At 47.6% G+C, this 24,065-nt stretch carries 19 protein-coding genes; 1 reads left to right on the top strand and 18 read right to left on the bottom strand.

Going from position 1 to position 24,065, the window contains the following annotated elements:
• Window positions 1-210 precede the first annotated feature (210 nt).
• The 14 genes from ACESZH_RS08935 to ACESZH_RS09000 all read right to left on the bottom strand — a co-directional run bounded on the left by ACESZH_RS08935 (window position 211) and on the right by ACESZH_RS09000 (window position 20,375).
• On the bottom strand, window positions 211-1,443 hold the full coding sequence (locus ACESZH_RS08935) for an FKBP-type peptidylprolyl isomerase (protein WP_373214777.1): 1,233 nt from the start codon (window positions 1,441-1,443) through the stop codon (window positions 211-213).
• 134 nt (window positions 1,444-1,577) lie between these two features.
• The gene (gene mfd, locus ACESZH_RS08940; protein ID WP_373214776.1) at window positions 1,578-4,898 is read right to left on the bottom strand and encodes a transcription-repair coupling factor; all 3,321 of its coding nucleotides are present in this window, start codon (window positions 4,896-4,898) and stop codon (window positions 1,578-1,580) included.
• A 63-nt stretch (window positions 4,899-4,961) separates the two neighbouring features.
• Window positions 4,962-5,540: an aminoacyl-tRNA hydrolase gene (pth, locus tag ACESZH_RS08945; RefSeq protein WP_373214774.1), complete on the bottom strand. Its 579-nt coding sequence runs from the start codon at window positions 5,538-5,540 to the stop codon at window positions 4,962-4,964.
• 46 nt (window positions 5,541-5,586) lie between these two features.
• On the bottom strand, window positions 5,587-6,537 hold the full coding sequence (locus ACESZH_RS08950; protein ID WP_373214772.1) for a GTP-binding protein: 951 nt from the start codon (window positions 6,535-6,537) through the stop codon (window positions 5,587-5,589).
• Window positions 6,538-6,564: 27 nt separating this feature from the next.
• The gene (locus ACESZH_RS08955; RefSeq protein WP_373214770.1) at window positions 6,565-7,878 is read right to left on the bottom strand and encodes a CobW family GTP-binding protein; all 1,314 of its coding nucleotides are present in this window, start codon (window positions 7,876-7,878) and stop codon (window positions 6,565-6,567) included.
• A gap of 199 nt (window positions 7,879-8,077) precedes the next feature.
• A complete protein-coding gene (locus ACESZH_RS08960) occupies window positions 8,078-8,311 on the bottom strand; it encodes a polya polymerase (protein ID WP_373214769.1) in 234 nt (77 codons plus the stop codon).
• A 142-nt stretch (window positions 8,312-8,453) separates the two neighbouring features.
• Complete coding sequence (glgB, locus tag ACESZH_RS08965; RefSeq protein WP_373214767.1) at window positions 8,454-10,337, bottom strand: 1,4-alpha-glucan branching protein GlgB; 1,884 nt, start codon at window positions 10,335-10,337, stop codon at window positions 8,454-8,456.
• Between the two features lie 100 nt (window positions 10,338-10,437).
• Entirely contained in the window at window positions 10,438-11,790 is a 1,353-nt protein-coding gene (locus tag ACESZH_RS08970) for an alpha-amylase family glycosyl hydrolase (protein ID WP_373214765.1), read from the bottom strand.
• 243 nt (window positions 11,791-12,033) lie between these two features.
• Window positions 12,034-12,936: a hypothetical protein gene (locus ACESZH_RS08975; protein WP_373214764.1), complete on the bottom strand. Its 903-nt coding sequence runs from the start codon at window positions 12,934-12,936 to the stop codon at window positions 12,034-12,036.
• A 207-nt stretch (window positions 12,937-13,143) separates the two neighbouring features.
• Window positions 13,144-14,400 carry a polysaccharide deacetylase family protein gene (locus ACESZH_RS08980; protein WP_373214762.1) on the bottom strand — a complete coding sequence of 419 codons (1,257 nt, stop codon included), beginning with the start codon at window positions 14,398-14,400 and terminating at the stop codon, window positions 13,144-13,146.
• A gap of 85 nt (window positions 14,401-14,485) precedes the next feature.
• Window positions 14,486-15,589 (bottom strand): N-acetylglucosamine-6-phosphate deacetylase, encoded by a 1,104-nt coding sequence (gene nagA, locus ACESZH_RS08985; protein ID WP_373214759.1) that lies wholly within the window; start codon window positions 15,587-15,589, stop codon window positions 14,486-14,488.
• Between the two features lie 23 nt (window positions 15,590-15,612).
• Complete coding sequence (gene tig, locus ACESZH_RS08990; RefSeq protein ID WP_373214758.1) at window positions 15,613-17,013, bottom strand: trigger factor; 1,401 nt, start codon at window positions 17,011-17,013, stop codon at window positions 15,613-15,615.
• 82 nt (window positions 17,014-17,095) lie between these two features.
• A complete protein-coding gene (locus tag ACESZH_RS08995; protein ID WP_373214757.1) occupies window positions 17,096-18,532 on the bottom strand; it encodes a polysaccharide deacetylase family protein in 1,437 nt (478 codons plus the stop codon).
• Window positions 18,533-18,539: 7 nt separating this feature from the next.
• Window positions 18,540-20,375 (bottom strand): polysaccharide deacetylase family protein, encoded by a 1,836-nt coding sequence (locus ACESZH_RS09000; protein WP_373214755.1) that lies wholly within the window; start codon window positions 20,373-20,375, stop codon window positions 18,540-18,542.
• Window positions 20,376-20,618: 243 nt separating this feature from the next.
• Between ACESZH_RS09000 and ACESZH_RS09005 the strand changes: the two genes are divergently transcribed.
• Window positions 20,619-21,113 carry a hypothetical protein gene (locus ACESZH_RS09005; protein ID WP_373214754.1) on the top strand — a complete coding sequence of 165 codons (495 nt, stop codon included), beginning with the start codon at window positions 20,619-20,621 and terminating at the stop codon, window positions 21,111-21,113.
• A gap of 167 nt (window positions 21,114-21,280) precedes the next feature.
• Here ACESZH_RS09005 and ACESZH_RS09010 read toward each other — a convergent pair whose 3' ends face one another.
• The 4 genes from ACESZH_RS09010 to ACESZH_RS09025 are packed head-to-tail and all read right to left on the bottom strand — an operon-like array spanning window position 21,281 to window position 24,064.
• Window positions 21,281-21,538 (bottom strand): HPr family phosphocarrier protein, encoded by a 258-nt coding sequence (locus ACESZH_RS09010; RefSeq protein ID WP_373214751.1) that lies wholly within the window; start codon window positions 21,536-21,538, stop codon window positions 21,281-21,283.
• 10 nt (window positions 21,539-21,548) lie between these two features.
• The gene (locus ACESZH_RS09015; RefSeq protein ID WP_373214749.1) at window positions 21,549-22,280 is read right to left on the bottom strand and encodes a KDGP aldolase family protein; all 732 of its coding nucleotides are present in this window, start codon (window positions 22,278-22,280) and stop codon (window positions 21,549-21,551) included.
• Window positions 22,281-22,285: 5 nt separating this feature from the next.
• A complete protein-coding gene (locus ACESZH_RS09020) occupies window positions 22,286-23,392 on the bottom strand; it encodes a DgaE family pyridoxal phosphate-dependent ammonia lyase (RefSeq protein WP_373214748.1) in 1,107 nt (368 codons plus the stop codon).
• A gap of 24 nt (window positions 23,393-23,416) precedes the next feature.
• Entirely contained in the window at window positions 23,417-24,064 is a 648-nt protein-coding gene (locus ACESZH_RS09025; RefSeq protein WP_373214745.1) for a DUF4310 family protein, read from the bottom strand.
• Between the last annotated feature and the right edge of the window lies 1 nt (window position 24,065).

Consider the following 24,065-nt stretch of genomic DNA (forward strand, 5'->3'; position numbering starts at 1 on the left):
ACCAAAAGCCATAAGGTCCTGGAAATCATATTGATTATTGTCCATCAGCACCACCCCCATTCTATGTAGAATAGAGGTCAAGCCACCCTGTAACACGATTGTTCCTAATGAAAAGGATAGCACAATACGTTCTTGTTCGCAACACAAAAACGGGCAGAAGGTTGAAATATCTCATCCCTTCTGCCCGTTGCTTTTATCTCCTGGCTGGTTTTATTCTTCGGTATCTGTATTTTCTTCAGCAGTGTCCGTTTCTTCGCTTTCTGCGTCGGTATCCCCAGCAGTGTCTGCCTCCTCACCTTCAGCATCAGTGTCCTCAGCCTCATCAGCGGTCTCAGCCTCGTCCTCCTGTGCATCCGCGTCTGTATCCTCGGCTGTCTCTGTATCTTCTTCGACTTCAGCAGCCTTCATGGAAAAGCTGTGGTTATCCGTGATCGTCAAAGTTTCCAGAACCTTATCCTCTGTCTTAATCTCTGCATCCTCAAGCCATTTGTCTGTCGTCTCAGTATAGTATTTGCTCTCTTTTGTAGATTTCAAGGATTCCATCTTAGACTGGGTTGCGTCTTCGTCATGAGTCTCGTCAAGTCTCACAATATAGCAGCTTGTGTCTGTTTCAATAAGCTCCGGATAAACCTCTCCATCGCCCAGGGTTCTCAGTGCCTCGATAACCTCATCCGGATAGGAAGATGTCATATCCTCGTCGTCGCTTTCATTAGTAAAGAAGGTTCCGCTTAATGCTGAATAGCTCTCATCCTGAGCCTTTGCGGTTTCACCCATATCTGCTTCCGGGTCTTCCTTCATTTCATCTAAAATAGCCTGAGCCTGCTCTTTTCTCGTCGCAATGTCATCTTCCGTCAGGTCATCTCCGCTGGTGGAAATGCTCACATAGGTAAAGCTTGACTGCTGTGCCTCGTCCTCAGAAATCTCGATAGCCGCTTCGTCATAAATCGGCTGACGGATCTTTTCACGGTAGGTCTCCAGCTCCAGAAGTTCTTTTACCTGATCCTCTGTTACAGAAAGAGCTTCGATTGTTTCCTCATCGTTATCTGCCATAAACTCAGCAGCCGCATCTGCCATAGCATTCTGCTCATCCTCGGTGATCTCAACACCGTAATCTGCTGCCTTTTCTTTCATAATGTACATCAGCTCGATCTGCTCCAGGCAGCTCTTTACAGCTTGCTCGCCGTAAGTCTCACCGGACTCAGTATCTGCTGTCTGATCCCAAATGTTTGCCGCACTGCCCATAAAGCTCATATACATAGCCTCTGTCTGTGCCTGTGACTGGCGGGCGTAAAGGCTCAGGACTCCCATGGGGATTTCCGTGCCGTTTACAGTGGCAACCGTCTGTGTTCCATCTAATTTCTTTTCTCCGCAGCCGGAAAGCATTCCTGCGGCCAGAACGCCGGTCAGAACAGCTACGGTTGTTCTCTTCATAGCTTTTTTCATATCTTCCTCCAAACTACACCCTGTTTCTCAAAATCAGGGAAAATGTTTTCCGCATTCTTAAAAAACACGCTTAGTAAGAGTATAATCTTTTTTTCTGGATTGAGCAAGAAAAATCGCAAAAAAGCACAGATATTTCACAACTCTTCCACCAGCGCCAACAATTCCTGCGAAAACTCTGTCAGCGCGGGAATCATATCTCCCACCGGGGTAAACAGGAATTTCGGCTCCTGCTCATTTTTAAACTGCAGACCCCGCCGGTGCTTTTGTATCAGCTCCGGAATTCCAGCCGGATTCAGCCGCGCTTTTTCATAAAGTGTGATGGTGACTGTTTTTCCAAACTGCTTGATCTCCGTAATGTAAGCCTGATGCGCCAGTGCTTTCAGCCGGGCAATGGCAAGCAGGTTCAGCACTGCCTTGGTTGGCTCGCCAAAACGGTCGATCAGTTCCTCCAGCATATCATCGTATTCCTGCTGCGTCTCAATTCCCGCGATCCGTTTGTAAATATCCAGCTTCTGGAACTCATTGCTGATATAAGAATCCGGGATAAAGGCATCCATATACAGATCAATGGTAGTCTCAAAATCCTCCATGGTACGTATGCCTTTTGCCTCTTTTACGGCTTCACTGAGCATTTTACAGTACAGATCATATCCCACCGCATTCATATGCCCGTGCTGCTGCGCTCCCAGCAGATTTCCTGCTCCTCGCAACTCCAGATCCCGCATGGCGATCTTAAATCCGCTTCCCAGATCCGTAAACTCCCGAATGGCGGAAAGCCTTTTTTCTGCTGTTTCTTTCAGCATCCTGTTCCTTCTGTACATAAGGAACGCATAAGCCGTCCTGTTGGAACGCCCGATACGCCCGCGAAGCTGATAAAGCTGGGAAAGCCCGTATTTGTCAGAATCATGGATGATCATGGTGTTTACATTGGAAATATCAAGCCCTGTCTCAATAATCGTCGTGGAAACCAGCACATCAATATCACCGTTGATAAAGTCATACATCACCCGCTCCAGCTCTTTTTCGCTCATCTGTCCGTGGGCAAAATCCACACGGGCATCCGGCACAAGCTTCGCGATCCGCAATGCCACCTCATCAATATCTGTGACACGGTTATATACATAATAGACCTGTCCGCCCCTGCGCAGCTCACGGCTGATAGCCTCCCGCACTGTTTCTTCATCGTATTCCATGACATAAGTCTGAATAGGCATCCGGTCCATGGGCGGCTCTTCCAGCACGCTCATATCCCGGATTCCGATCATACTCATATGAAGCGTCCGCGGAATAGGCGTTGCGGTAAGGGTAAGCACGTCAATATCCTTTTTCATCTGCTTGATCTTTTCTTTATGAGCTACCCCGAAACGCTGCTCCTCATCAATAATAAGAAGCCCCAGATTTTTAAACTGCACATCCTTTGAAAGAACCCGGTGGGTTCCGATCACAATATCCACCTGCCCCTTTTTCAGATCCTCAATGGTCTTTTTCTGCTGTGCTGCGGTCCGGAAACGGCACAAAAGCTCCACCCTGACCGGAAACTCCTTCATTCTCTGAACAAAGGTATTGTAATGCTGCTGTGCAAGTATCGTAGTGGGCACCAGGTAAACCACCTGCCTGCTCTCCTGCACTGCCTTAAAAGCAGCCCGGAGCGCAATTTCCGTTTTTCCATAACCCACATCGCCGCAGACAAGACGATCCATGATCTTTGTGCTTTCCATGTCACGCTTAGTATCTTCAATGGCTGCAAGCTGATCCTCCGTTTCCTCATAAGGAAACATCTCCTCGAATTCTCTCTGCCATACAGTATCCGGGCCGCAGACATAGCCTTCTTTTTCCTGCCGGGCAGCGTAAAGCTCCACCAATTCCTTTGCAATGTCCTTTACAGCCCCCTTTACCTTTGTCTTGGTCCTGTTCCATTCCTGGGTGCCAAGCTTGTTCAGTTTCGGAGGCTTGGCGGTATCAGAACCTGAATATTTCTGCAAAGCATCAAGCTGCGTTGCCAGAATATAGAGGTTGCTTCCATCGCGATACTGGATCTTGATATAGTCCTTTATGATCTTATCGACCTCAACCTTTTCGATTCCCCGGTAAATACCCAGACCATGTTTTTCATGTACCACATAATCGCCGATGGAAAGCTCCGCAAAATCCTGTATTCTTTTACCGTTATAGGTCTTTTTCTTCTTCTTTTTCTTTTGCTCCTGCCCGAAGATATCAGTCTCCGTAATGACCGCAAATTTCACCAAAGGATATTCAAAACCTCTGCGCGCATGCCCGTAGACCACCATAATCTCACCGGGATTAATGCTCCGGTCATAATTCTGTCCGAAAAAGGCATTCAGCCCCTCCTCCTGCAAATCCTTTGCAAGACGCTCCGCTCTTGTGCGGGAACCGGACAAAAGTGCAATCTGATAGCCCCGCTTTTTATATTTTTGCAAATCCTTTACCAACAGCTCAAAGCTGCTGTTATAGGAAGGTACACTCTGAACGGCAAGGTTAAACTTTTCACCAAAATTCCATTTACCGCTTACAGGCTCCAGCGTGGAGAGGGATACCGCCCTTCTTTTATTCAGCCGTTCCTGGAGCGTACTGAATTTACACAGCCACTGATCAGGAAGATTCCTTTCTCCCTTTTCCTCACGGTGCATCCGGCTCTGAAGGTACTCCCTTTCCACAGCCTCGCCGTTTTCTGCCAGTCGATTAGGTTCATCCAATATCAGCAGTGTTTTTTCTGCCGGAAAATAGTCCAGAAAGGAAACCATATCCTTTTCCCCGCTTTTTTCCACAGCAGGATAAATGGTGATCTCATCCAGATTTTCCAGAGAGCGCTGGCTTTCCGCATCAAAGCTCCGGATAGAGTCGATCTCATCTCCCCACAGCTCAATACGCCAGGGATTTTCCTCGGTAAGAGAATAGATATCAATAATTCCTCCTCGCACCGAAAACTGTCCCGGCATTTCCACCTGCCCGGTACGCTCATAGCCCAGATCCACCAGCGCCTTTTTCAGCGTATCCATGTCGATCACACTGTCGCTGTAAAAGTGCAGGATCCGGTTGCTAATCTTTTTCAGGGGCATCAGATAATCCATGCAGCCGTCAATGCTGGTGACTACGGTCAGCTCCTCCTGCTCCATAAGCGCCTTGACCACGCGCATACGCTGGCGTATCAGCAGGTTGCCGTGGATATCAGCCTGGAAAAACAGAAGATCCTTTGCCGGGTAAAAGAGAGCTGTTTTGTCATAAAAACGGTAATCCTCGTAAATGTCCTTTGCCTGCTTCTCATCCTCTGCAAGAATCAGGCGGCAGGGAGCCATCCCGGAAAGCCCGTGGATAAAATGCGCCTTCTGGGATTCGATACAGCCGCTGATCTGAACAATACCCTGTTTTTTCTCTATGCAGTTTTGTATTTCTTCAAATTCCGCCATAGCGGTCAATGGCTGGGTAAATGAAATCATAGGATACCTCTGCTTCCTTCAACAATTCTTTTACAAATGATCACGCGCAAAAAGGCCCGCGTTTTAATTGGCGGGCTTTTTGCGATTGTACTCATTCATGGCTGCATCCGGTCCGTCAGCAATGATCCGCTCAACGGCATCTGCAGCATTTTCAATGGCTTCGTCTATCAATTTTCGTTCTGCCGGGACGAACCTGCCCAGCACATGGTCTGCCAGATCCCATCCCTTTGGCTTGGCTCCCACTCCGATTTTGACACGCATAAATTTTTCTGTGCCAAGCTTCTGGATAATGTCCTTCAGCCCGTTATGGCCTCCGGCGCTTCCCTGCTTGCGTATGCGGAGCTGTCCTGGTTCCAGGTCAATGTCATCCTGAATGACGATCATCCTGGTTTCCGTATCGATCTTGAAATAGGCGGCAATGTCTCTCACAGGACCTCCGCTTAAGTTCATAAAGGACAAAGGCTTCATCACAATTACTTTTTCTCCTCCAATAGTACCTTTGCCGTACATGGCGTTAAACTTTACACCGCTCTGGGGAATGCCATGCTTTTCCACCAGGCGGTCTATGGTGTCAAAACCCATGTTGTGACGGGTTGCCTCATACTGCTTCCCGGGGTTTCCCAATCCAACTATCAAGTACATATTTTCCTCCGCAGGATGGTGCTTTGGTGAGAAAGCACCCAGTTTTTTAATTAAAGTAAACAAGCTCATCCTTCAGCGGCTCACAGGTGCGGATATCGTCCGCATAAAGAACGATCCCTTCTCCCTGATACTCCATTCTTTTTTCAAATCCGACCTTTGCGGTCACCTCGATCCATTCACCTGGCTTCAGTTTCGGCGCGTAAGGACTTTTGCATACATAGCCAAGGAACGTGGTATCGTCTGCGCAACAAGTCATAGCTGTCCGACCCGGAACGAAAAATTTGCTTCCCATTCCCCGCGGCTTCATAACGCGAGCTTTAAATTTCACGGTTTTTCCTATATAGGTATCCGGGTTGTCCATTGCATCCACAAACCAGATGCCGTAATCCTCCGGCATGATCTCTATTACGGGTGCGTTTACATCAAAGGGCATCTCATCTCCGAAAATGTCCTCGATTTCTCCTTCCTCGTCCTCAAAGATCACTTCTGCGCTTTGGTTGGTAACCTTAATGCTCCGTCTGTAATTTGCCAGCGGGTCATCCTGACTGCAGCGGTTAAACACTACCATGTCCGCATGGCGCACCATGTCCATAAAGATGGATTTCATATTTGCCATGTAAATCTGGAAAGTGCTTGCATCCACACAGGTGATCTCCTGCTCCACTCCCCAGCCTTTTGGCAATGCCATCTCTTCGAATTTGCTTACCAGCCACATGCCGTTGTATTCTATAATGACACGCTCCGGCTGATGGATGATATCCATGGCCTGCAGGCGTTCCAGTGTCAGGTCTTCTTCCTTCTCAATGACCTCTACAACGGTGTTCTTCTTTGCCAGAGCCTTGCGGTCATATTCCTCTTCGCCCTCCTCGCAGAGAATCAGCAGGGTCTTACCGTCTATGCTGAAATAGTCCTGCTGCAGGGTAAAGCTGAGGAATGTGGTCTTACCGCTTTCCAGGAAACCGCTTATCAGATATATGGGTACTGTAATTTCATCCATAATATTCTCCATTCTGCCATATGGCCTTTATGCTACACCGAACAGCTTAGCCAGCTTGTCTTCTTTCAGCTTGGAGCCAATGACGCACAGACGTCCTGTGTATTCCGGAGCTCCTTCCCGGATTTCCGTTTCTTCCGGAACCATATCGAAATAAATCCAGGTTCCATCCTCTGCGGGAAGCATTCCTTTCGCACGGAGGATGATGCCATAATCTTCTGATGCACTGAGGGCTTCCAGAATTTTTTCCAAGCCATCGCGGGTGAATTTTTTAACCGTTTCACGGCCCCAGCTTGTGAAAATCTCATCAGCATGATGGTGGTGATGTCCATGCTCATGGTCGTGACCGCAGCCACAGCCACATTCTTCATCGTGGTCGTGATGGTGCTCATGGTGATGGTGCTCGTGATCATGCTCATGTTCATGGCCGCAGCATTCCTCGTCATGATCGTGGTGATGGTGTTCATGATGATGCTCGTGATCATGACCGCAGCACTCCTCATCATGATCGTGGTGATGGTGTTCATGATGATGCTCGTGATCATGGCCGCAGCACTCCTCATCATGATCGTGATAATGGTGCTCGTGGTGATGCTCATGATCATGTTCACAGCATTCCTCGTCATGATCGTGGTGATGGTGTTCATGATGATGCTCATGATCATGACCGCAGCATTCCTCATCGTGATGGTGGTGGTGATGACCATGATGATGCTCGTGCTCCTCCATCATCTCTTCCTCCAGGGAAACAGGATGCTCCATAACCTCCAGGAGTTTTTTGCCATCCAGCTTCTCAATCGGAGTGGTAATGATCGCAGCTTTTTTATTGATTTCTCTTAACAGTTCCATGGCCTGCATTGCTTTTTCTTCATCCACAATATCGGTACGGCTCATAATAATAGCGCCTGCATACTCCACCTGATTGTTGAAAAACTCACCGAAGTTTCTCATATACATTTTGCATTTCTTTGCATCTACCACGGTGGTATAGCTGTTCAGCTCAATTTCCACCTCGTCCTGTACGCCCTGAACCGCCTTGATCACATCAGACAGCTTACCGACCCCTGAAGGCTCGATCAGGATTCTGTCCGGATTGTATTTCTCCACGACCTCTTTTAAGGAGGCTCCGAAATCACCAACCAGAGAACAGCAGATACATCCTGAATTCATTTCGCGGATCTCAATCCCAGCCTCCTTCAGAAAGCCGCCGTCAATTCCGATTTCACCGAATTCATTTTCAATCAGCACTACCTGCTGGTCCTGAAATGCCTCTTTTAAGAGCTTTTTGATCAAAGTTGTTTTTCCGGCACCAAGAAAACCGGAAATAATGTCAATCTTTACCATTGTGTTTCCCCTTTCTATATTCATTTTCACATTAACGCAATCTGACCAGGAAGTATCTATACCCCCTGGTTACAGCAGCTTTGGAAAAGGCACATCTGCGGCTTTTCCGCTTCTTCTTATAGATGAATACGGGGATATGACCTCTTGTCACATCCCCCTATCATTTTTCATGTATATCCGGCTAAAACCTGTTTATCGATCAGCCGTTAATCATAAAGTGCATCAGTTTATCAATATCCTCTTTCTCGTAAGCTACGATCTCCAGTTCCGGAATCTCGCCGTTAGAGAAAATATTTGCAAGAGATACATACTGGGATAATTTGGATTTCAGATTCAGTCTGTCGCCCTCACCAGTTACTAACTCAACTTTTCCGCTGCAGCTGTCAACTACTTCAAAAAATTTTTCAACGTCTTTAATATTGGATACTTTCATGTCAATAATCTCCTTTCAACATGTCATTTACTTATCATTTTCCTATTTCGCGCTCATTATAACCTATGTTTCCATAAATTTCAAGCCATGATATACCTAAATATTTCCGGATTTACTCTGGTTTTTTATACACTTTTCCATGTTAGTACAGGAAAATTGCCACACCATATGCCGGAAGAGGATACGCGAAGGAAAACGGCCTGTTGTCGCACTCGCTCTTTTCAGCCTTGAAGACCTTTTTCTCAGTCATGCCATTCTCATCCATAATGAGTGTGTACTGTTTTTTCTTCGGAACGCCTACCCGATAATCAGGACGGTCCACCGGAGTGAAATTGCATACTACAAGAATGTTATTTCTCTTTGTCGGAGATTTGCGGACAAAGCTGAAAATGCTTCTGTCGCCGTCATCTGCATTGATCCACTCAAAGCCCTCCGGATTATTGTCCATTCCATACAGCGCCGGATATTTTTTATACAGCTTCAGAAGGCTCTGCACGTAATCCTTCAGATTTCTGTGATTTTCCTCACCCAGAAGGAACCAGTCAAGCTCACGCTCCTCACTCCACTCTCTAAGCTGCCCAAACTCCTGTCCCATAAACAGAAGCTTTTTGCCAGGATGACACATCATAAAGGTATAGCCTACCTTCAGGTTTTTGAATTTATCGTCAATCTCTCCCGGCATCTTATTCAGCATCGAGCACTTCAGATGCACAACCTCATCGTGGGAAAGTACCAGAACATATTTCTCACTGTAAGCGTATGCCATAGAGAATGTCATTTTGTTATGGTTGTATTTACGGAAATACGGATCCAGCTTCATATATTCCAGGAAGTCATTCATCCAGCCCATATTCCACTTCAGTGAAAAACCAAGACCGTCATCCTCTGCCTTTCCGGTTACCTTTGGCCAGGCGGTTGATTCCTCCGCGATCATCACAGTGCCGTGGTTTCTGCCCAGAACAACTGTATTTAAGTGCTTGAAAAACTCGATGGCTTCCAGATTCTTATTGTCACCGTACTTGTTGGCAACCCACTGTCCATCGCTCTTTCCGTAGTCCAGGTAAAGCATGGATGCAACCGCGTCCACACGGAGTCCGTCAACATGGCACTCTTCAACCCAGAAAAGTGCATTGGCAATCAGGAAGTTTTTCACCTCCGGACGTCCATAATTGTAAATCTTGGTGCCCCAATCCGGGTGCTCGCCCTGTCTCGGGTCCTCATGCTCATAAACAGCCGTACCGTCAAAGTTTGCCAAGCCATGAGCATCCTTAGGGAAGTGCGCAGGTACCCAATCAAGAATGACACCAATCTTTTGGCGATGGAGATAGTCCACAAGGTATTTAAAATCCTGGGGAGTTCCATAGCGTGATGTAGGCGCATAATATCCTGTCACCTGATAGCCCCAGGAGCCATCAAAGGGATGCTCTGCAATTCCCATCAGTTCTACATGGGTATATCCCATTTCTTTTACATATTTAGCAAGCTTTACAGCCAGTTCACGGTAATTATAGAAGCCCTTTGGGTCTTCCTCTGTTGCAGGATGCTTCATCCAGGAGCCGGGATGTACCTCATAGATTGCCATTGCATCGGTAGCTTCGTTGAAATCCGGACGTTTTTTCATCCAGGCATCATCCGTCCACTTGTAATCTGAGATATCCGTAATTCTGGAAGCTGTACCGGGGCGCAACTCGGACTCGTTACCATAAGGATCTGCCTTGTAAAGCTCTTCCCCGTGCATTCCTACAATATAAAATTTATAGAGCTGTCCGATCTTAGCGCCGGGCACAAACACCTCAAACACGCCGATCGGCCCAACCTTTTCCATCGGATTGGCCTGGGTATCCCAGCCATTAAATTCTCCCACCACGGAAACATACTGCGCATTCGGTGCCCATACGGCAAAATACACACCTTTTTTCCGTTTTTCTGTGGTTGGATGCGCACCAAGCTTCTTATAAATATCATAGTGCGTTCCCTGCCCAAACAGGTACTGATCCAACTCTGTGAACTTCACTTTTTCTCCCATCTGAAGTACCTCCCTTTAAAGCATAAAAATTATAATAATGCGGATATGGCTGCGAAAACCCTCAACAACGCCGCCGTCCGCTGCGCTTTCCCCATATACTCTATTTCATAGATACCAGCAGGCTCTCATTTACTCCCAATGTCACATGCAGGCAGCCGTCTCCAGCCTCAAGCGTTTCCCCGCTTATCAAATCTGTATACACTTTTCCCTGCATTGGCACACGGATATTCATCTGCGCCTCTTTATCATCATTATTTACTCCGACTATAACGCCTTCATCCCCAAGGATTCTGGCAAAAGCATACTGACGGTTAGTGAGAAGCAGTTCCTGATAGCTTCCATCGTAAAGAGCCGGATTTTCCTTACGGATTTTGCCCAGTGTCCTGATCCAGTCCAGGAGCCTGGAATCCGGCACATTTTTCAAGGTTTCTTCCAAATCTACGGCAGGACGCAGCGGGTCATCATTTCCGCCCTCTTTTTTGCCCTGGATTCCCCACTCAGATCCGTAATAAATAGACGGAATACCTGGCAGAGTAAACAGAAGGGTGTGCACCGGATAAATGTGACCGGGCACATTCAGCTTAGATGCAATTCTGTCCACGTCATGATTATCTACAAAAGAATACAGCTTCATCCCTCTGTAAATACCGCCGTTCTGGTCAAACTCCCTGCGGATAGTATGTGCGATCTCAAAGTAATTGTGGTCATTATGCCCGGAATACAGTCCCTTATGCAGCTCATAATTTGTAACGCTGTCCAGTTTATCCGGGCTGACATAACGGCTGTAATCGCCGTGGATAACCTCTCCCATAAGCCAGAAATCCGCTTTTTTCTCGTTTGTATAACGGCGCATATCCTGCATAAAGGAAAAATCCAGACAGTCTGCGCAGTCCAGACGGATTCCGTCAATATCAAACTCATCAATCCAGAAGCCGATCACATCCAAAATGTATTCCCGAACCTTCGGTTCCCAGTAATTTAAATTTACCAACTCGAAGCAGTTTCTCCATGCCTCATATCCAAAGCCATCATTATACGGGGAATTCCATCCAAAATTAATTCCCTTGTACCAGGAACAATAAGGAGAACCCTCCCTGTTTTTCTGAATGTCCTGGAAAGCGAAAAATTCGCGTCCTGTATGGTTGAAAACACCGTCCACAACCACTTTGATGTCGCTTTCATGTGCTTTCTTTACAAAACGTACAAAATCCTCATTATCACCCAGGCGGCGGTCAACCAGCTTATAATCTCTGGTATCATAACCATGGGATGTAGATTCAAACAATGGTCCTATATAAATTGCAGTGCAGCCAAGAGACTGTATATGCGGCAGCCATTTTTCAAGCTCTTCAAACCGATGGGTAACCTCCTGCTGCTCATTTCTCCTTGGCGCACCTGTCATTCCAATTGGATACATATGATAAAATACTGCCTCTTCATACCATTTGCCCATTACGTAGCCCTCCTCAATTATGGTAATATAGCTATGGATATTATACCAATCCGGTCTGATTCCGTCAATGTAAAACCTCTAAAAAGAGGAGCAGCCCTGCCGCTGTTCATACCAGCCGGACAGTTGCCGCTCCCCTTTTTTGCATTTTCATTTTATGTGCTGTTTTTTGCTGTTTTCCTAAGAAAAGTCATTTTCGGCAGAAATCCGTTTTTATTCCTCCGCCTTCCGCTTACGCCCTGTTATTTACAGGTGCTTTTTAAATTCCTCTTCCTTCATGTCCAGGCGCCTTGCCGCCTCATCTACAGTCAAAAGTCCGTCTTTTACCAAGCCAATACAAACTTCGAGTTTTCCTTCTCGGAGAATCGTCTTGGCTTCGTATTCGAGAACCTTTCCACCCATAACAGAGGTCACTCCCTTTCTCACTTTCGCGTACTTCGCCGCGATATTCTTGATGACCTTTTTTGACATGTCCACCAGTGTACATTTCACATACTCGCTGATTTTCCCTTCCGTACACAGACCTTCCAGCCGCTCCATGATCCTCTGATATTCCTTTTTGAGTTCCTGGAGTTTTCTATCGTCCGTCTCATATTCCTCAAAGTTTTTTTCATAATTGAAAATATAGAACGGAATCAGAAACAGCAGGTTCTTATCAAAAATCTCATCTATCGTATACATTTGTGTTTTCAACACCGGGATCTCATAGGAAACGCTCCCTCCCGGCGTGTTTATCTCAACTGTCAGTGCATCCGGTGTATTACGAGTATGCCGAAGATACAAGACTGCCGAATTTGGAAAGGTAACCATTAGCTTTCCCTTCACAATTTCGCCATGATCCAGCGCTATCTGCGAATCATACTCAAACATCCGTACCATCATACTGTTGTCAGCAGTGCTCTGGCATTCAATATGATATTTTTTGTCCGTAGTTCCTTTGATACGGAAACAGGAATCCGTAATCTTCTCTTTTGTATTTACATCCTGCAGATTTATGAAATGCTCATTCTGAAGAAATTCCACCGGTTCTTTGCCCGTATAGTGTTCCCCAAAAATCTCATTTACAACAGGAATTATCAGACTGGTACAATCATTCAGCAAAGTTCTGAATACGTCATCATATGGTGTACCGACAGTGATATTTTCCATTGCCCCACTTCTTTCTTATGAATCGCAGCAGCATAAGACAGAAGTCGCAGTATGTAAGAAACGAATTTCTGTTGGTTTTAGTATAGCAAAAAATGCTTTTAATTGCTACCCTAACTATACCCTATATTTTTTATGTCTGCTTTCGCATGAAAAAGCCGCCGCGCCCATGATTTTCATCATGGGCACGGCGGCCCGTCATTTATTCACTTATTCGCCATCGCTAAAACCGTCCTCTGTGCCGTCTCCATCATCAGATGTAAAGTCTTCAGAGTTTCCGTCATCTCCATCCTCGAAGCCCTCACTGTCTCCGTCTGATGTTTCTTCTGAGGAAGTGTCCGTACTGCCTTCCGTGCTGTTGCCTGCATATCCGGCCACGGCTCCTCTGTCAAGACTGCTCTGCCAGAAATCTGAGTAAGAAGCATTCTGCAGCACAACATTTTTCGCCTCTGCCATTTCGCTGACTGTTACCAGCTTATACCCCTTTGCAATCAGGTCCGGAATCAGCCTTTTTGCTGCTTCCACTGAAGGCTGGTGAATATCGTGCATCAAAATAACAGAACCATCTGTCAGATCGCCATTCATAACAGAATTATAGTCCAGCTCCACATCCTTAAGATCCCAGTCCAGCGAATCAAGGGACCACATGAAAAACGGCTTTCCAACTGTGGCAATAATGTCGGAATTCCAGTTTCCGTAAGGTGCACGCGCCACTGTAGCAGCTTGTCCGCACGCCTCGATCAAAGCATTGTCCGTATCGGTAAACTGCTTTGATACGCCATCCATATCAAGGTTATAAAGGTTCTGATGATCCCAGGAGTGGGATCCGATTTCACAGCCCAACTCCAGCATACGTTTCACTGTATCCGGATATTCCTGCACTTTCTGTCCCAGCATAAAGAAGGTTGCATGTGCGTTGTTTTCCTCAAGGCAGTCCAGAAGCTCCTCCGTATACTCGCCCGGCCCGTCATCAAAGGTCAGTGCCAGCAACGGTCTCTTCTTTTCCGGATTATAGGAACCGTCATCGTTAAAATAATAATCGTTTACGCCTTTGGTTACCCAGCCTGTCTGGATATATCCGTTATCATTAAAGAAATACTGCACACCGCTGATTTCCTGGAAACCTCCGGCAAAATATGTACCATCCGCATTTTGATACCAGCGGCCGTTTTCGTCTTCGTGCCATCCCGGTGTCAGTGCCGATACCTTGCTTACATCCCCTTGTCCCTTCAAAGGCTGCCGCACAGCAGCATTTGGATCCGCTGCTACAGGCTCCGCCTGTACCTCCTGGGTTTCCCCGGGTTTGCCCCCTCCTACACGCTGGGCAATGGGAATAATCACGCCCCGGACTACAAAAATCACCGCAAGCACGGCTGCCACAGCATACGTAACAAGCTTAATAATCCTTCTTCTCCTTAACTGGCGCTGTTTCCTGCGCATTCTCTCGCGCATAGCCCGTCTGTCCATTTCAAATCCCCACTTTTTCTATTGAATCTTCACTTTTTTTATCTACTATTTCATAATACACCATTTCCAGTTAATTGGCAACCATTTACAGCACCTTTTTCAGTTCCAATTCATCTGTCACAAGAAGGATATCCGCTTCTTTTCCTACGGAAAGAGAGCCGACCTCCTCATATATACCGATGCTCTTCGCCGGATTGCGTGTTGCCGCAAAAATAGCCTCTGCCACAGGCACTCCAAAGGAAACAGCCATACGCATACAATCAAAAAGGTTCGTTGCGGAGCCTGCAATGGTGCCGTCCTTTAAGGTAGCCTTTCTGTCTTTCATGGTAACCTCCTGCCCGCCGAGCTGGTAGGTACCGTTTTCCATTCCGGTTGCCATCATGGAATCGCTGATCAGCACAACTCTTTCCGGCCCGAACATCTTAAAGGTGGTGCGGACCACAGACGGATGGATATGAAGTCCGTCACTGATCAGCTCTACCATACATTCTGAGTCGTCACAGGCAGCCCCTATCAGTCCCGGGTCCCTGTGTCCCAGCGGCATCATAGCGTTGTATAAATGGGTAACATGGTGCGCACCGCGTTTCATAGCCTCTGCTGCCGTATCATAGTCTGCCTTCGTATGTCCCAGGGAAATACACACTTCGTTATGTACTTCGTCAATAAACTCCATAGCGCCTTCCACATTCGGCGCCAGAGTCACCAGCTTCACTGCATTGCCGGAATAAGCGTTTAATTCACGGAAAAAATCTGCATCCGGACGGCGGATATGACTTTCTACATGAGCGCCCTTTTTCCCCGGATCAAGGAACGGCCCTTCCATGTTGATGCCTCGTACCGTGGCGCCGTCCTCCATTCCCTGCACCTCTTTTATGGTTGCAAAGATCTTTTCCAGTTCTTCTTTCGGTAAAGTCATTGAAGTGGGGCAATATGACGTGATTCCGTGACTTTTTTCATATCTCAGAACAATTTTCAGGCCTTCTGCATCCGCATCGGAAAAATCATGACCGAAAGCGCCATGGCTGTGAACATCTACCAGCCCTGGGATCACCTTGAGTCCTGCGGCATCCACCACAGTCTTATCCGTTACCTCAGCCTCGCTTGCCACGATTTTATGATTTTCCACATAAAGGTCCTGCACCCGAAAGCTTCCATCCTCCTGAAAAACCTGACCGTTCTTAATAATCATAACCATTTCCTCCTTCCTGAATTCTATTGCTGTGTATCTGTACTGTCAGCCTGGGCATCTCCGCTCTCTGCTGCAGGGTCTGCCTGGGGAGTTTCTCCCTCACCAGCATTATCTCCCTGAGCGGCTTCTCCTACATCTGTCTGAGCATCCCCGCCTTCTGCCGGAACCGTCTCGCCTTCTGCAGCCGCATCTGTCTGAACCGCATCGCCCTCAGCCGCTGCATCCGCCTGAGTTCCGTCGCCCTCACCCGCTGCATCTGCTGCCTGCTCAGCATCGCCCTGTTCAAAGCTGGCATTTGCTATAATAAAATTCTCCACCCGAACTAGTCCGATGCTTTCGTCCACCGCTTCCTGCCCATAGGTGTCGATCAGTGTTGCCAGATCGCCTGCGCCATACTGCTGCACAAGCTGATCCTGGATCGCAAGGCTTTCCTCATCCTCAAGGGTCATGCCCTCAGCGTCCATGATTCCCTGAATGATCAGATCCTGCTTAACCTTTGCCTGCGCATACTGCAGACACTGCTCCTCAAAGTCCTCCATGGACACACCCTGAGATTCCACAAAATCCTCCAGTTCCATGTTTCCCTGCTGTGCATAGCTCTGTGCCTGACGCTTGAACTCTGCAACCGCATTGTCAATATCCTCCTGCGGATATTCCATCACCTCGGAGTTGGTATAAACAGTGGTCCACGCCGTAGTCCTCAGGCTGCTCTCCGCCTGTGCCTGGGCTGATGTCTCCAACTGGCTGCGCACAGATGCCCGGTATTCCTCTGCTGTTCCAAAATCCGTATTGGCGGCCGCCCACTCATCTGTCAGCTCCGGCGGTCTGCGGAAGTTCTGGAGCGTGATCTGGAAAACAGCCTCAACGCCTGCCATTTCCGCTTTCTGGTAATTCTCCGGGAACGTAACGGGAACTTCTTTCGTTTCCCCTATCTTCATTCCAATGATCCCATCCTCAAAGCCTGGAATCATCTTTCCGTCTCCGATAGTCACATCATAATTATTGGCAGTGCCGCCCTCAAAAGCAACACCGTCTTTTGTTCCCACGAAATTAATGGTAACCGTGTCCCCTGTCTCAACAGAAGCACTTTTCGCGGTTACTTCCTCAGCCTTTTCTTTTAAATTCTGGAGTACCTGGTTCTCCACATCCTCATCAGTGACTTCCTCCACTGTGTTGTCAAGAACCATTCCCTTATATTCGCCGATGGTTATATATTTTTCCACGCTGTCCACAGAAACCAGCCTCGTTCCGCCTTCCGGATCTTTTTCCTCCGGCTCCTGGCTTTCCGCCTCCTGGTTTTCTACTTCCTGCTGTGTCTCCGTAGTTCCTGTACTGCTTTCCTTGGCTTTATCCTCGTCTCCGCAGCCTGCTGCAGCCAGTGCCATACACATAGCAAGAACAGCGATGTATCCTTTTCTTTTCATATCCTGCTCCCTTCATTTTCTTAACATAAACCTATCACATTTCCCGAGAAAAAGGAACCCTGCTGGTGCATTTCATTCTTTTTTAAGAAATGTCCTCTTCCGCTCCGATATCCCCTGTTTCTCCTTCCGAGTCCAACATGGATGGTACCGGCACGGGGCGTGAATCGTCCCATACCTCCGAAACATCAAAAAGGTCGCTCAGCATTTCCGGGTCGTAATACATCCGGTAACCATCCAGATTTCTCCGCCCCTGTCGGAAATAATCGTCCGTAATCTGCACCCAATATTGGTTGGAATCCACGTTACAGAAATAACGATACCCTCTTTTCCTGTAATATTTATATTTGGGATTATCCGTGGTGTATTCGTTCCAGTCCCCGATATCAGCACCAAAAGCAAAGATGATCATATCGGTTTTTCCCAGTATGGGAGCTACATATGCCTCCCATTTTTTATTGTCCTGCTTCAGCTCCTTTGCAGTGGAATCCGTCGCATTTTTATGCCCCCAGGTATGACTGGCAAATTCCCAACCTTCTGCTTTTAAAGCATTGGCAACCTCCGTTGCCTTGCTGACCTCCTCATCGTAATTAAAATCCGGGTGGCTGTCCAGGAATTCCTTCTGATTGTCCTGAAGATTCTCCCGTGTCTTATAGGCAATATCCGTCCGGTATCCAAGAACTCCGTTATATCCTGTCATGGCGAGAATCCCCCTGCGTCCATGATAGGAAAAATCCGGATGGGTTTTCAAAAACGTATCCAGCAGAGGCACCATGTCATAATCCCCCACAACGGTCGTCCCGTCGCTCTGCACATATTCTGCCTTTACCTCTCCATTTTCATCCAGAACCAGCTTGCTGGCAAAACCATCCCCGTCCATGTAGTGATAATAGCTTACATCATCCTGTGAAATGACAAACGGTGTTTTTCCCGGTGGAAGCAGGATCTTTCCCCTGCTCATGGTGCCGTCCTCATTCACAATCGCCATATCATGAGGGCTTACCATCACATAGCCCTTGTCGTAAAGTATCTGGATTATTTTATTAAATTCTGTGACCGTAGTCATCATCTGATTATAGCCGTCTGTTTTATAGTCTCCGTCAAAAGCTCTGGCGGTATCGTCTATCAGCGTATGGAAGAATACATGGGTGATCTCTTCCAGCGGGTATTCCACGCAGGAAGCCTTTTTATTTTCATATTCAGCGATCGCTGCCATGTAGTCTCCGTCCCCTTCGTATCCCTCCTGACTGGTAAGAACCTGAATTGCCCCGTCATAGTCATACTGTACGGCAAGAGCCGCTGCCGCATCCAGCGCAGCCAGCTTTTCCGGACTGATTGGTTCCGGTGTAGGTGTAGGTTCCGGTGTAGGCTCCGGCGTGGGCGTCGGAATCGGTGTTGCCGTAGGCAATGGTTTATTCGGATCCGAAAATACATTGTCCTCCCGGAAGGGAAGCACTGCGCATCCTCCCAGGACTAATGCTGTACAAAAAGCTGCCAACAGAACAGCCATTCTTTTTTTCATGTGTGTATCATCCCCCGTTCATAGGCGGTACAGGTGTAGGTCGTGCCGGGTCAAATACTGCACTTGCATCAAACAGATCTGTCAGCAGATCCGGGTTATAGTACATCCTGTAACCATCCAGATTCCGCCGACCCATTCGGAAATAGCTGTCCCGGATCTGGACGAAATACTGGTTGGAATCCACATTGCAGTAGTAATTATAACCCTGAGATTTCAAATAATCAAATTTTTCTTCTCCTGTGTAATCCTGTCCTTTATTGATATCCGCTCCAAAAGCAAAGATGATGATATCCGTACCTCCGATCAGCGGGTCTACATTTTCTTTAAAGTTTTGTGTGTCTGTGATAAGTCGCTCCATGGAAACATCTGACATGTTTTTGTGGCCCCATGTATGGCTGGCAAAAGTCCAGCCTTCTGCCTTCATCGCGTCAGCCACAGTTTTTGCTCCCGCCCTTTCTGTTTCCAGATCAAAATCCGGGTGCGCCTCCAGCCAGGCAAGCTTGTCTGCGTAAAGGTCATCCGGACGGGTCTGATAGCTGATATCCGTGCGATAGCCCAGAATACCATTGTAGCCGGTCAGCGCAACGATCCCCTTTGTCCCATGATAGGAAAAATCCGGGTGTGCCTCCACAAACCGGTCGATCAACGGCACTACATCATAGTCACCCACAGAAACGCTTCCGTCATCCTCCACGTACTCATTCCGGATTTTGCCTTCCGCATCTATCACCAGCTTTGTGGCAAAACCATCCCCATCCTGGCAATGATAATAACATACGTCATCCTGGGACAGCACAAATGGAGTTTTTCCTTCAGGCAGGAGAATCTCCTGAGCTGTCATAACACCGTTTTCGTTAACCTTTGCCAGGTCATAGAGATTCACCATTACGTAGCCCCTGTCGTACATGGTCTGCGTGATCTGGTTAAACTCATTCAGCGTAGTCATCATCTGATTGTAGCCAGCCTCCTTGTAATCCCCATCAAAGGCTTTGGATGTGTCCACGATCAAAGAATGATAGAAAACATGCGTCACCTGCTCCGGGGACCAGGAAACGCAGGAATCCTTTGTCTGCTGATACTGCGCTGCTGCCTGCTGCATCTGTGTACTTCTGGCATAGGCAGCATCATTTTGCAAAAGGTTGATCGCACTGTCGTAATCATACTGGACAACATAGTTCTCAGCCTGCATAAGGACCGTATTTTCCCGGTTGGACTGCGCTGCAATGACTCCTGCACCTGCTGCCGCTGCCTGCGGAATGATCTGTACCTCCGGCTCGGATGCTGTCCCGCTTTCGCTGCCGTTTTGTGCCGGGTCTGTCTCAGTTGAATCATCGCCTTCCGCTGGGATACCGTTCTCGGCTGAAGCATCGCCTTCCGCTGAACCATCACTTTTCGCCACAGTATTTTCCTGCTCTTCTGCTTTCTTTTTCTCTCTGGCCTCCTCACGGGCAGCCCAAAGCTCCCTTGCCTTTGCAACAAGGGTTTCCGCACCCTGAGAAATGCCGATCCTGTCATCAAGAAAATATCCCGCGCCGCCCAAAACGATCAATGCGGTCAGGATGGCTGCGATAAATCTGTTTCTGTTACGTTTCCTTCGGCGCTGGACAGCCCGCTCATGCCGCTCTTTTCTCCGCGCCTCATAAAAAGCAGCTTCCCCCTCTTCGTCACTGCTTTCCTCATTTCCGCTGTCGGTCCAGAAGTTCCGTCTATCCGTACTAAGATCCTGTATTTCTTTGTCAAAGCTTTCTCCCGTCTCCCCACGGTCAGCTTCCTGTTTTATCGGGTCGTGGATTTCCGTCAGGACATCCTTCTCTTCGCCCTGTCCTGTTTTATTCTCCGCCATAGTTCCCTTACTCCTTATCGTTGTAGTGTGACTGTTCACTCCCCTTATGGTTTACCATATCAGACGAAACTATCCCTTTTGTAATCACTGTATTACAATTATAGTATGCCCCTGCATAAATTTCCACCTTTTTCACGCACAATCCTTTTTTCTTCCATTTTAATAATTGCCTTTTTCCCGAAATAATGGTAGAATATACATCGCGTAATATATACCAATGCCACATTAAATAGGAGGATACATATGAGTACAGTGACAATCGTCCTTCTGGTGATTTTAGTTGTCCTGATAGGCTTACTGATCGGCTTATATTTTTTCGGAAAAAAGACCCAGAAGAAACAGGAAGAACAGCAGGCGCAGATCGAGGCCAGCAAACAGACCGTTTCCATGCTGGTTATCGATAAAAAGAGGATGCCCCTGAAGGATTCCGGTCTGCCCCAGATGGTTATTGACCAGACTCCGAAGCTTATGCGCCGTTCCAAGCTTCCCATTGTAAAAGCTAAGGTCGGCCCGAAAATCTCTATTCTGATTGCAGACGAAAAGGTTTACGACCTGATTCCTGTAAAGAAAGAGATCAAAGCAGAAGTAAGCGGCTTATATATCGTGGGTGTCAAAGGAATCCGCGGAAACCTGGAAACCCCGGTGAAAAAGAAAAAAGGCTTTTTCGCCCGCCTGAAAAAATCTGCTGATGAAAAAGTCCAGGAGCAGAATGCTTCAAAAGGCAAAAAGAAAAAATAAAAATTACAAAACGGTACCGTAAACCACCATATTCAGGTGATTCAGCGGTACCGTTTTTTTCTGAGACGCACAAAAAGAGGTCTTCCCGGCCACCTTTCGGCAATCTTGAAGACCTCTTCTGATTTACCTGATCGTGAACTAATATCAGGCAATTGTCTGTGCGTGTTTTACAAATTTTCCTCTACAAATTTCTTAACTTCTGCGATTGCCGCGTCCTCGTCGCCGCCCTCTGCGGTCACGGTGATCTCGTCTCCGCATTTTACCCCAAGACCCATGAGCGCCATCAGTCTGCTGACATCAACTGTTTTTTCTCCCTTGGTCATGGTCATACTGCTGCCGGAAGCCTTTGCAAGCTTTACCAGCGCTCCGGCGGGTCTTGCGTGGATTCCCAGCTCGTCCTTAATTGTATACTGAAAGCTTTTCATTCTGTTCCTCCTACACAAGTTCTTTTACGATTGCCAGAAGTTCTTTTACACACTCCGTCTTGGTATCGCCGCTCTCTTTGTCTATAATGGAGCTGTATACATGCGGGATCACCTTCTGCACGCCTGCATCCAGGATGATCTCCATGATCTCACGGAAGTTCTCCATAGTGATTCCGCCTGTTGGCTCGAGGATAAACTCATTTCTGGCGCAGGCTTCTGCTACTGCCTTTAATTCGTCTTTGCATTTCAGTCCGCCCATCGGGAAGAACTTAATGGAGTTTCCACCCATCTCTTTGATCATGGCGATGGCAGTATCTACCGGAATCAGTGCAGGTTCAGCTTCCTTGGAAAGAGGTCCTGTGGAAATCTTCACCAGACCCGGTGTTCCGGAAGGGGAAACCAGTGCATTGATGTGGCAGGTATCATCCCCTACATTTGCTCTTGTATATCCAACTGCGGAAAATATCTGATTAAAATGGTGGGCTTTGATTTCTTTTGCAATATCTCCCACAGCCTTCCACTGTGCCGGATTTCCTCCGCCTAAACCAACGGAAAGATTTCCCTCCAGAACCTCCATATATTTTTTCATATCCTCAACTGCGGATGCAACGTCAGGATAATCCGCGGAGAGTACGCCAACCTCCACATGTTTCTCTGCTGCAGCATAGATTTCCTCTGCGTTTTTCAGGCTTCCTCCAAGTACATTTAAACACACTCTGTCATTATAATAATTAATTCCCATGATGCTTATCCCTCCATGATTTCTTTCAGTCTGCTGATGATCAGTTCTTTGTCGCCCTCCACCAACGGTCTCGGGTCAAAATCCAGCTTGCCCAGGTTCAGGAATTCTGTTCGGCAGTAAACCATCGGATCGCCTTCTCTTAAGGCACGGTTGATATCTGTCATCTTTTTGTCACATACCTTGTCATCCACCGTTACTCTGGCACGGTAGATAGCTCTTCCCGCCTCATCCTGGATCTGCTCAGCCTTCAGGCCGGGAATCTCGTTGATGTTCTGGCAAAGATATTTTACGATCTCAAGGTTTCTCTCAACCTCTTTCCGGCGGTCCTTGTTCTCATAGCGCTCCAGAGCCTTCAAAAGACCCATGATGCCTTCTTTGCCGATCTTCATGCAGCGGCCGATGCCTTTGTACTGCCGTTTTACATAGCTGATATATTCCTTTTTGCCTGTCACAAAGCCTGATGTGGTGGCTTCCAGGGCCTTTGCACCGCTGTAGATCACCAAATCTGCGCCCATTGCAATATATTTGCGGAAATCCTCCTCCGCAGCCGCATCTACCATAAGCGGAAGATTATGGCGGTGTGCAATGTCGCGCATAGTTTCCAGATCCACCATGCCTTTCTGTACACAGTGGTGGCTCTTTACATACAGAAGTGCCACGGTCTTATCTGTAATTGCCTCTTCAATATCCTCCGGCACAACCTCATTGGCAGTTCCCGCCTCCACGGGAACACCGCCGCCGATCCGGAGCATGGTGGGCATTGGTGCCCCATAATCAATGCTGTGTCCTTTTTGCAGTACGATCTCATTGGCAAGCCCGGTAGAATCCGGCAGCCTGTCCATAATAGACTTTTTCCCTTTGGAGATCAGTCCTGCCACAGTCAGGCAGATGGCTGCGGAGGCGCTGCAGGTAACGCAGCTATCCTCACCGCCTGTATATTGGGAAATGATCTCTCCTGCCCGGTTGATCAGTTCTTCTATTACCACATAGGACTGCCCGCCTGCGATCGCCGCCTGGGCAACCTCGTCACTCAATGTGGACACACCCAGAATCGTAACTCTTCCGCTGGCATTGATCACTCTGCGCAGCCCGATATCCTGATATACACTCACTTTAATCGCCTCTTTCACTTTATCTTACAGGAAAATACCACCCAGGATCATAGCGCCCAGAATGGCACCGCCTGTCATCTCTTTGCCCCATTTGTAGAAGATGGCTGCTCCCACAATAGAACCGATTCCTGCGTATACATTGTACTGGGTTGCAGCTACTACGATAAGCGGAGCCAGATAACGTCCGATTGCATTTCCTGCACCCATCATGATGCTTGTTCCGCCTACTGCAACACCTTCCGGTACCAGCTTACGGATTATAATGATCACACCGCCCATAATAAGGCCGAGTCCTGCACCTACGATCAGCGCTGCAAAGAAGTTGGAGAACGGGAATTTGATTCCCATGGAAAGGAACAGGGCCGGAACACCGATACCAATACCTGTCTGCAGAGTTCCTCCGATATCCATCAAACCTACAAGAGGTCCTTCCAATACTCGTGCGATGAGGAATCCGGCTGCAAAGCCTGCTGCTGCCGCATAGTCTCCGCCGTCTATACCATCTGTCAGCATTGCTACAATGGAAATATCATTAAATGCACCAGTTCCAAAAGTAATAAACATATAAGTTCCTGCAAAGATTGCAGCGGCAGCTCCCATTACCAGAAAGATAAAGGTACTGTCTTTCATCATAAATTCGTCAAATTTCTGTCCGAATGACTTCTTTTCCATT

Origin of the sequence: Ruminococcus sp. 5_1_39BFAA, assembly GCF_964240875.1 — a bacterium.
Lineage (GTDB): Bacteria > Bacillota > Clostridia > Lachnospirales > Lachnospiraceae > Blautia_A.

What these genes read in the sequence shown, in the direction of transcription:
- ACESZH_RS08935 (WP_373214777.1), bottom strand. Translation starts at nt 1,443, where the DNA reads ATGAAAAAAGCTATGAAGAGAACAACCGTAGCTGTTCTGACCGGCGTT.
- ACESZH_RS08970 (WP_373214765.1), bottom strand. Translation starts at nt 11,790, where the DNA reads ATGGGCAAATGGTATGAAGAGGCAGTATTTTATCATATGTATCCAATT.
- ACESZH_RS09005 (WP_373214754.1), top strand. Translation starts at nt 20,619, where the DNA reads ATGAGTACAGTGACAATCGTCCTTCTGGTGATTTTAGTTGTCCTGATA.
- tig (WP_373214758.1), bottom strand. Translation starts at nt 17,013, where the DNA reads ATGAAAAGAAAAGGATACATCGCTGTTCTTGCTATGTGTATGGCACTG.
- ACESZH_RS08995 (WP_373214757.1), bottom strand. Translation starts at nt 18,532, where the DNA reads ATGAAAAAAAGAATGGCTGTTCTGTTGGCAGCTTTTTGTACAGCATTA.
- ACESZH_RS08975 (WP_373214764.1), bottom strand. Translation starts at nt 12,936, where the DNA reads ATGGAAAATATCACTGTCGGTACACCATATGATGACGTATTCAGAACT.
- pth (WP_373214774.1), bottom strand. Translation starts at nt 5,540, where the DNA reads ATGTACTTGATAGTTGGATTGGGAAACCCCGGGAAGCAGTATGAGGCA.
- ACESZH_RS09000 (WP_373214755.1), bottom strand. Translation starts at nt 20,375, where the DNA reads ATGGCGGAGAATAAAACAGGACAGGGCGAAGAGAAGGATGTCCTGACG.
- ACESZH_RS08955 (WP_373214770.1), bottom strand. Translation starts at nt 7,878, where the DNA reads ATGGTAAAGATTGACATTATTTCCGGTTTTCTTGGTGCCGGAAAAACA.
- ACESZH_RS09025 (WP_373214745.1), bottom strand. Translation starts at nt 24,064, where the DNA reads ATGGAAAAGAAGTCATTCGGACAGAAATTTGACGAATTTATGATGAAA.
- ACESZH_RS08980 (WP_373214762.1), bottom strand. Translation starts at nt 14,400, where the DNA reads ATGGACAGACGGGCTATGCGCGAGAGAATGCGCAGGAAACAGCGCCAG.
- ACESZH_RS08960 (WP_373214769.1), bottom strand. Translation starts at nt 8,311, where the DNA reads ATGAAAGTATCCAATATTAAAGACGTTGAAAAATTTTTTGAAGTAGTT.
- ACESZH_RS08950 (WP_373214772.1), bottom strand. Translation starts at nt 6,537, where the DNA reads ATGGATGAAATTACAGTACCCATATATCTGATAAGCGGTTTCCTGGAA.
- ACESZH_RS09015 (WP_373214749.1), bottom strand. Translation starts at nt 22,280, where the DNA reads ATGGGAATTAATTATTATAATGACAGAGTGTGTTTAAATGTACTTGGA.
- mfd (WP_373214776.1), bottom strand. Translation starts at nt 4,898, where the DNA reads ATGATTTCATTTACCCAGCCATTGACCGCTATGGCGGAATTTGAAGAA.
- glgB (WP_373214767.1), bottom strand. Translation starts at nt 10,337, where the DNA reads ATGGGAGAAAAAGTGAAGTTCACAGAGTTGGATCAGTACCTGTTTGGG.
- ACESZH_RS09010 (WP_373214751.1), bottom strand. Translation starts at nt 21,538, where the DNA reads ATGAAAAGCTTTCAGTATACAATTAAGGACGAGCTGGGAATCCACGCA.
- nagA (WP_373214759.1), bottom strand. Translation starts at nt 15,589, where the DNA reads ATGATTATTAAGAACGGTCAGGTTTTTCAGGAGGATGGAAGCTTTCGG.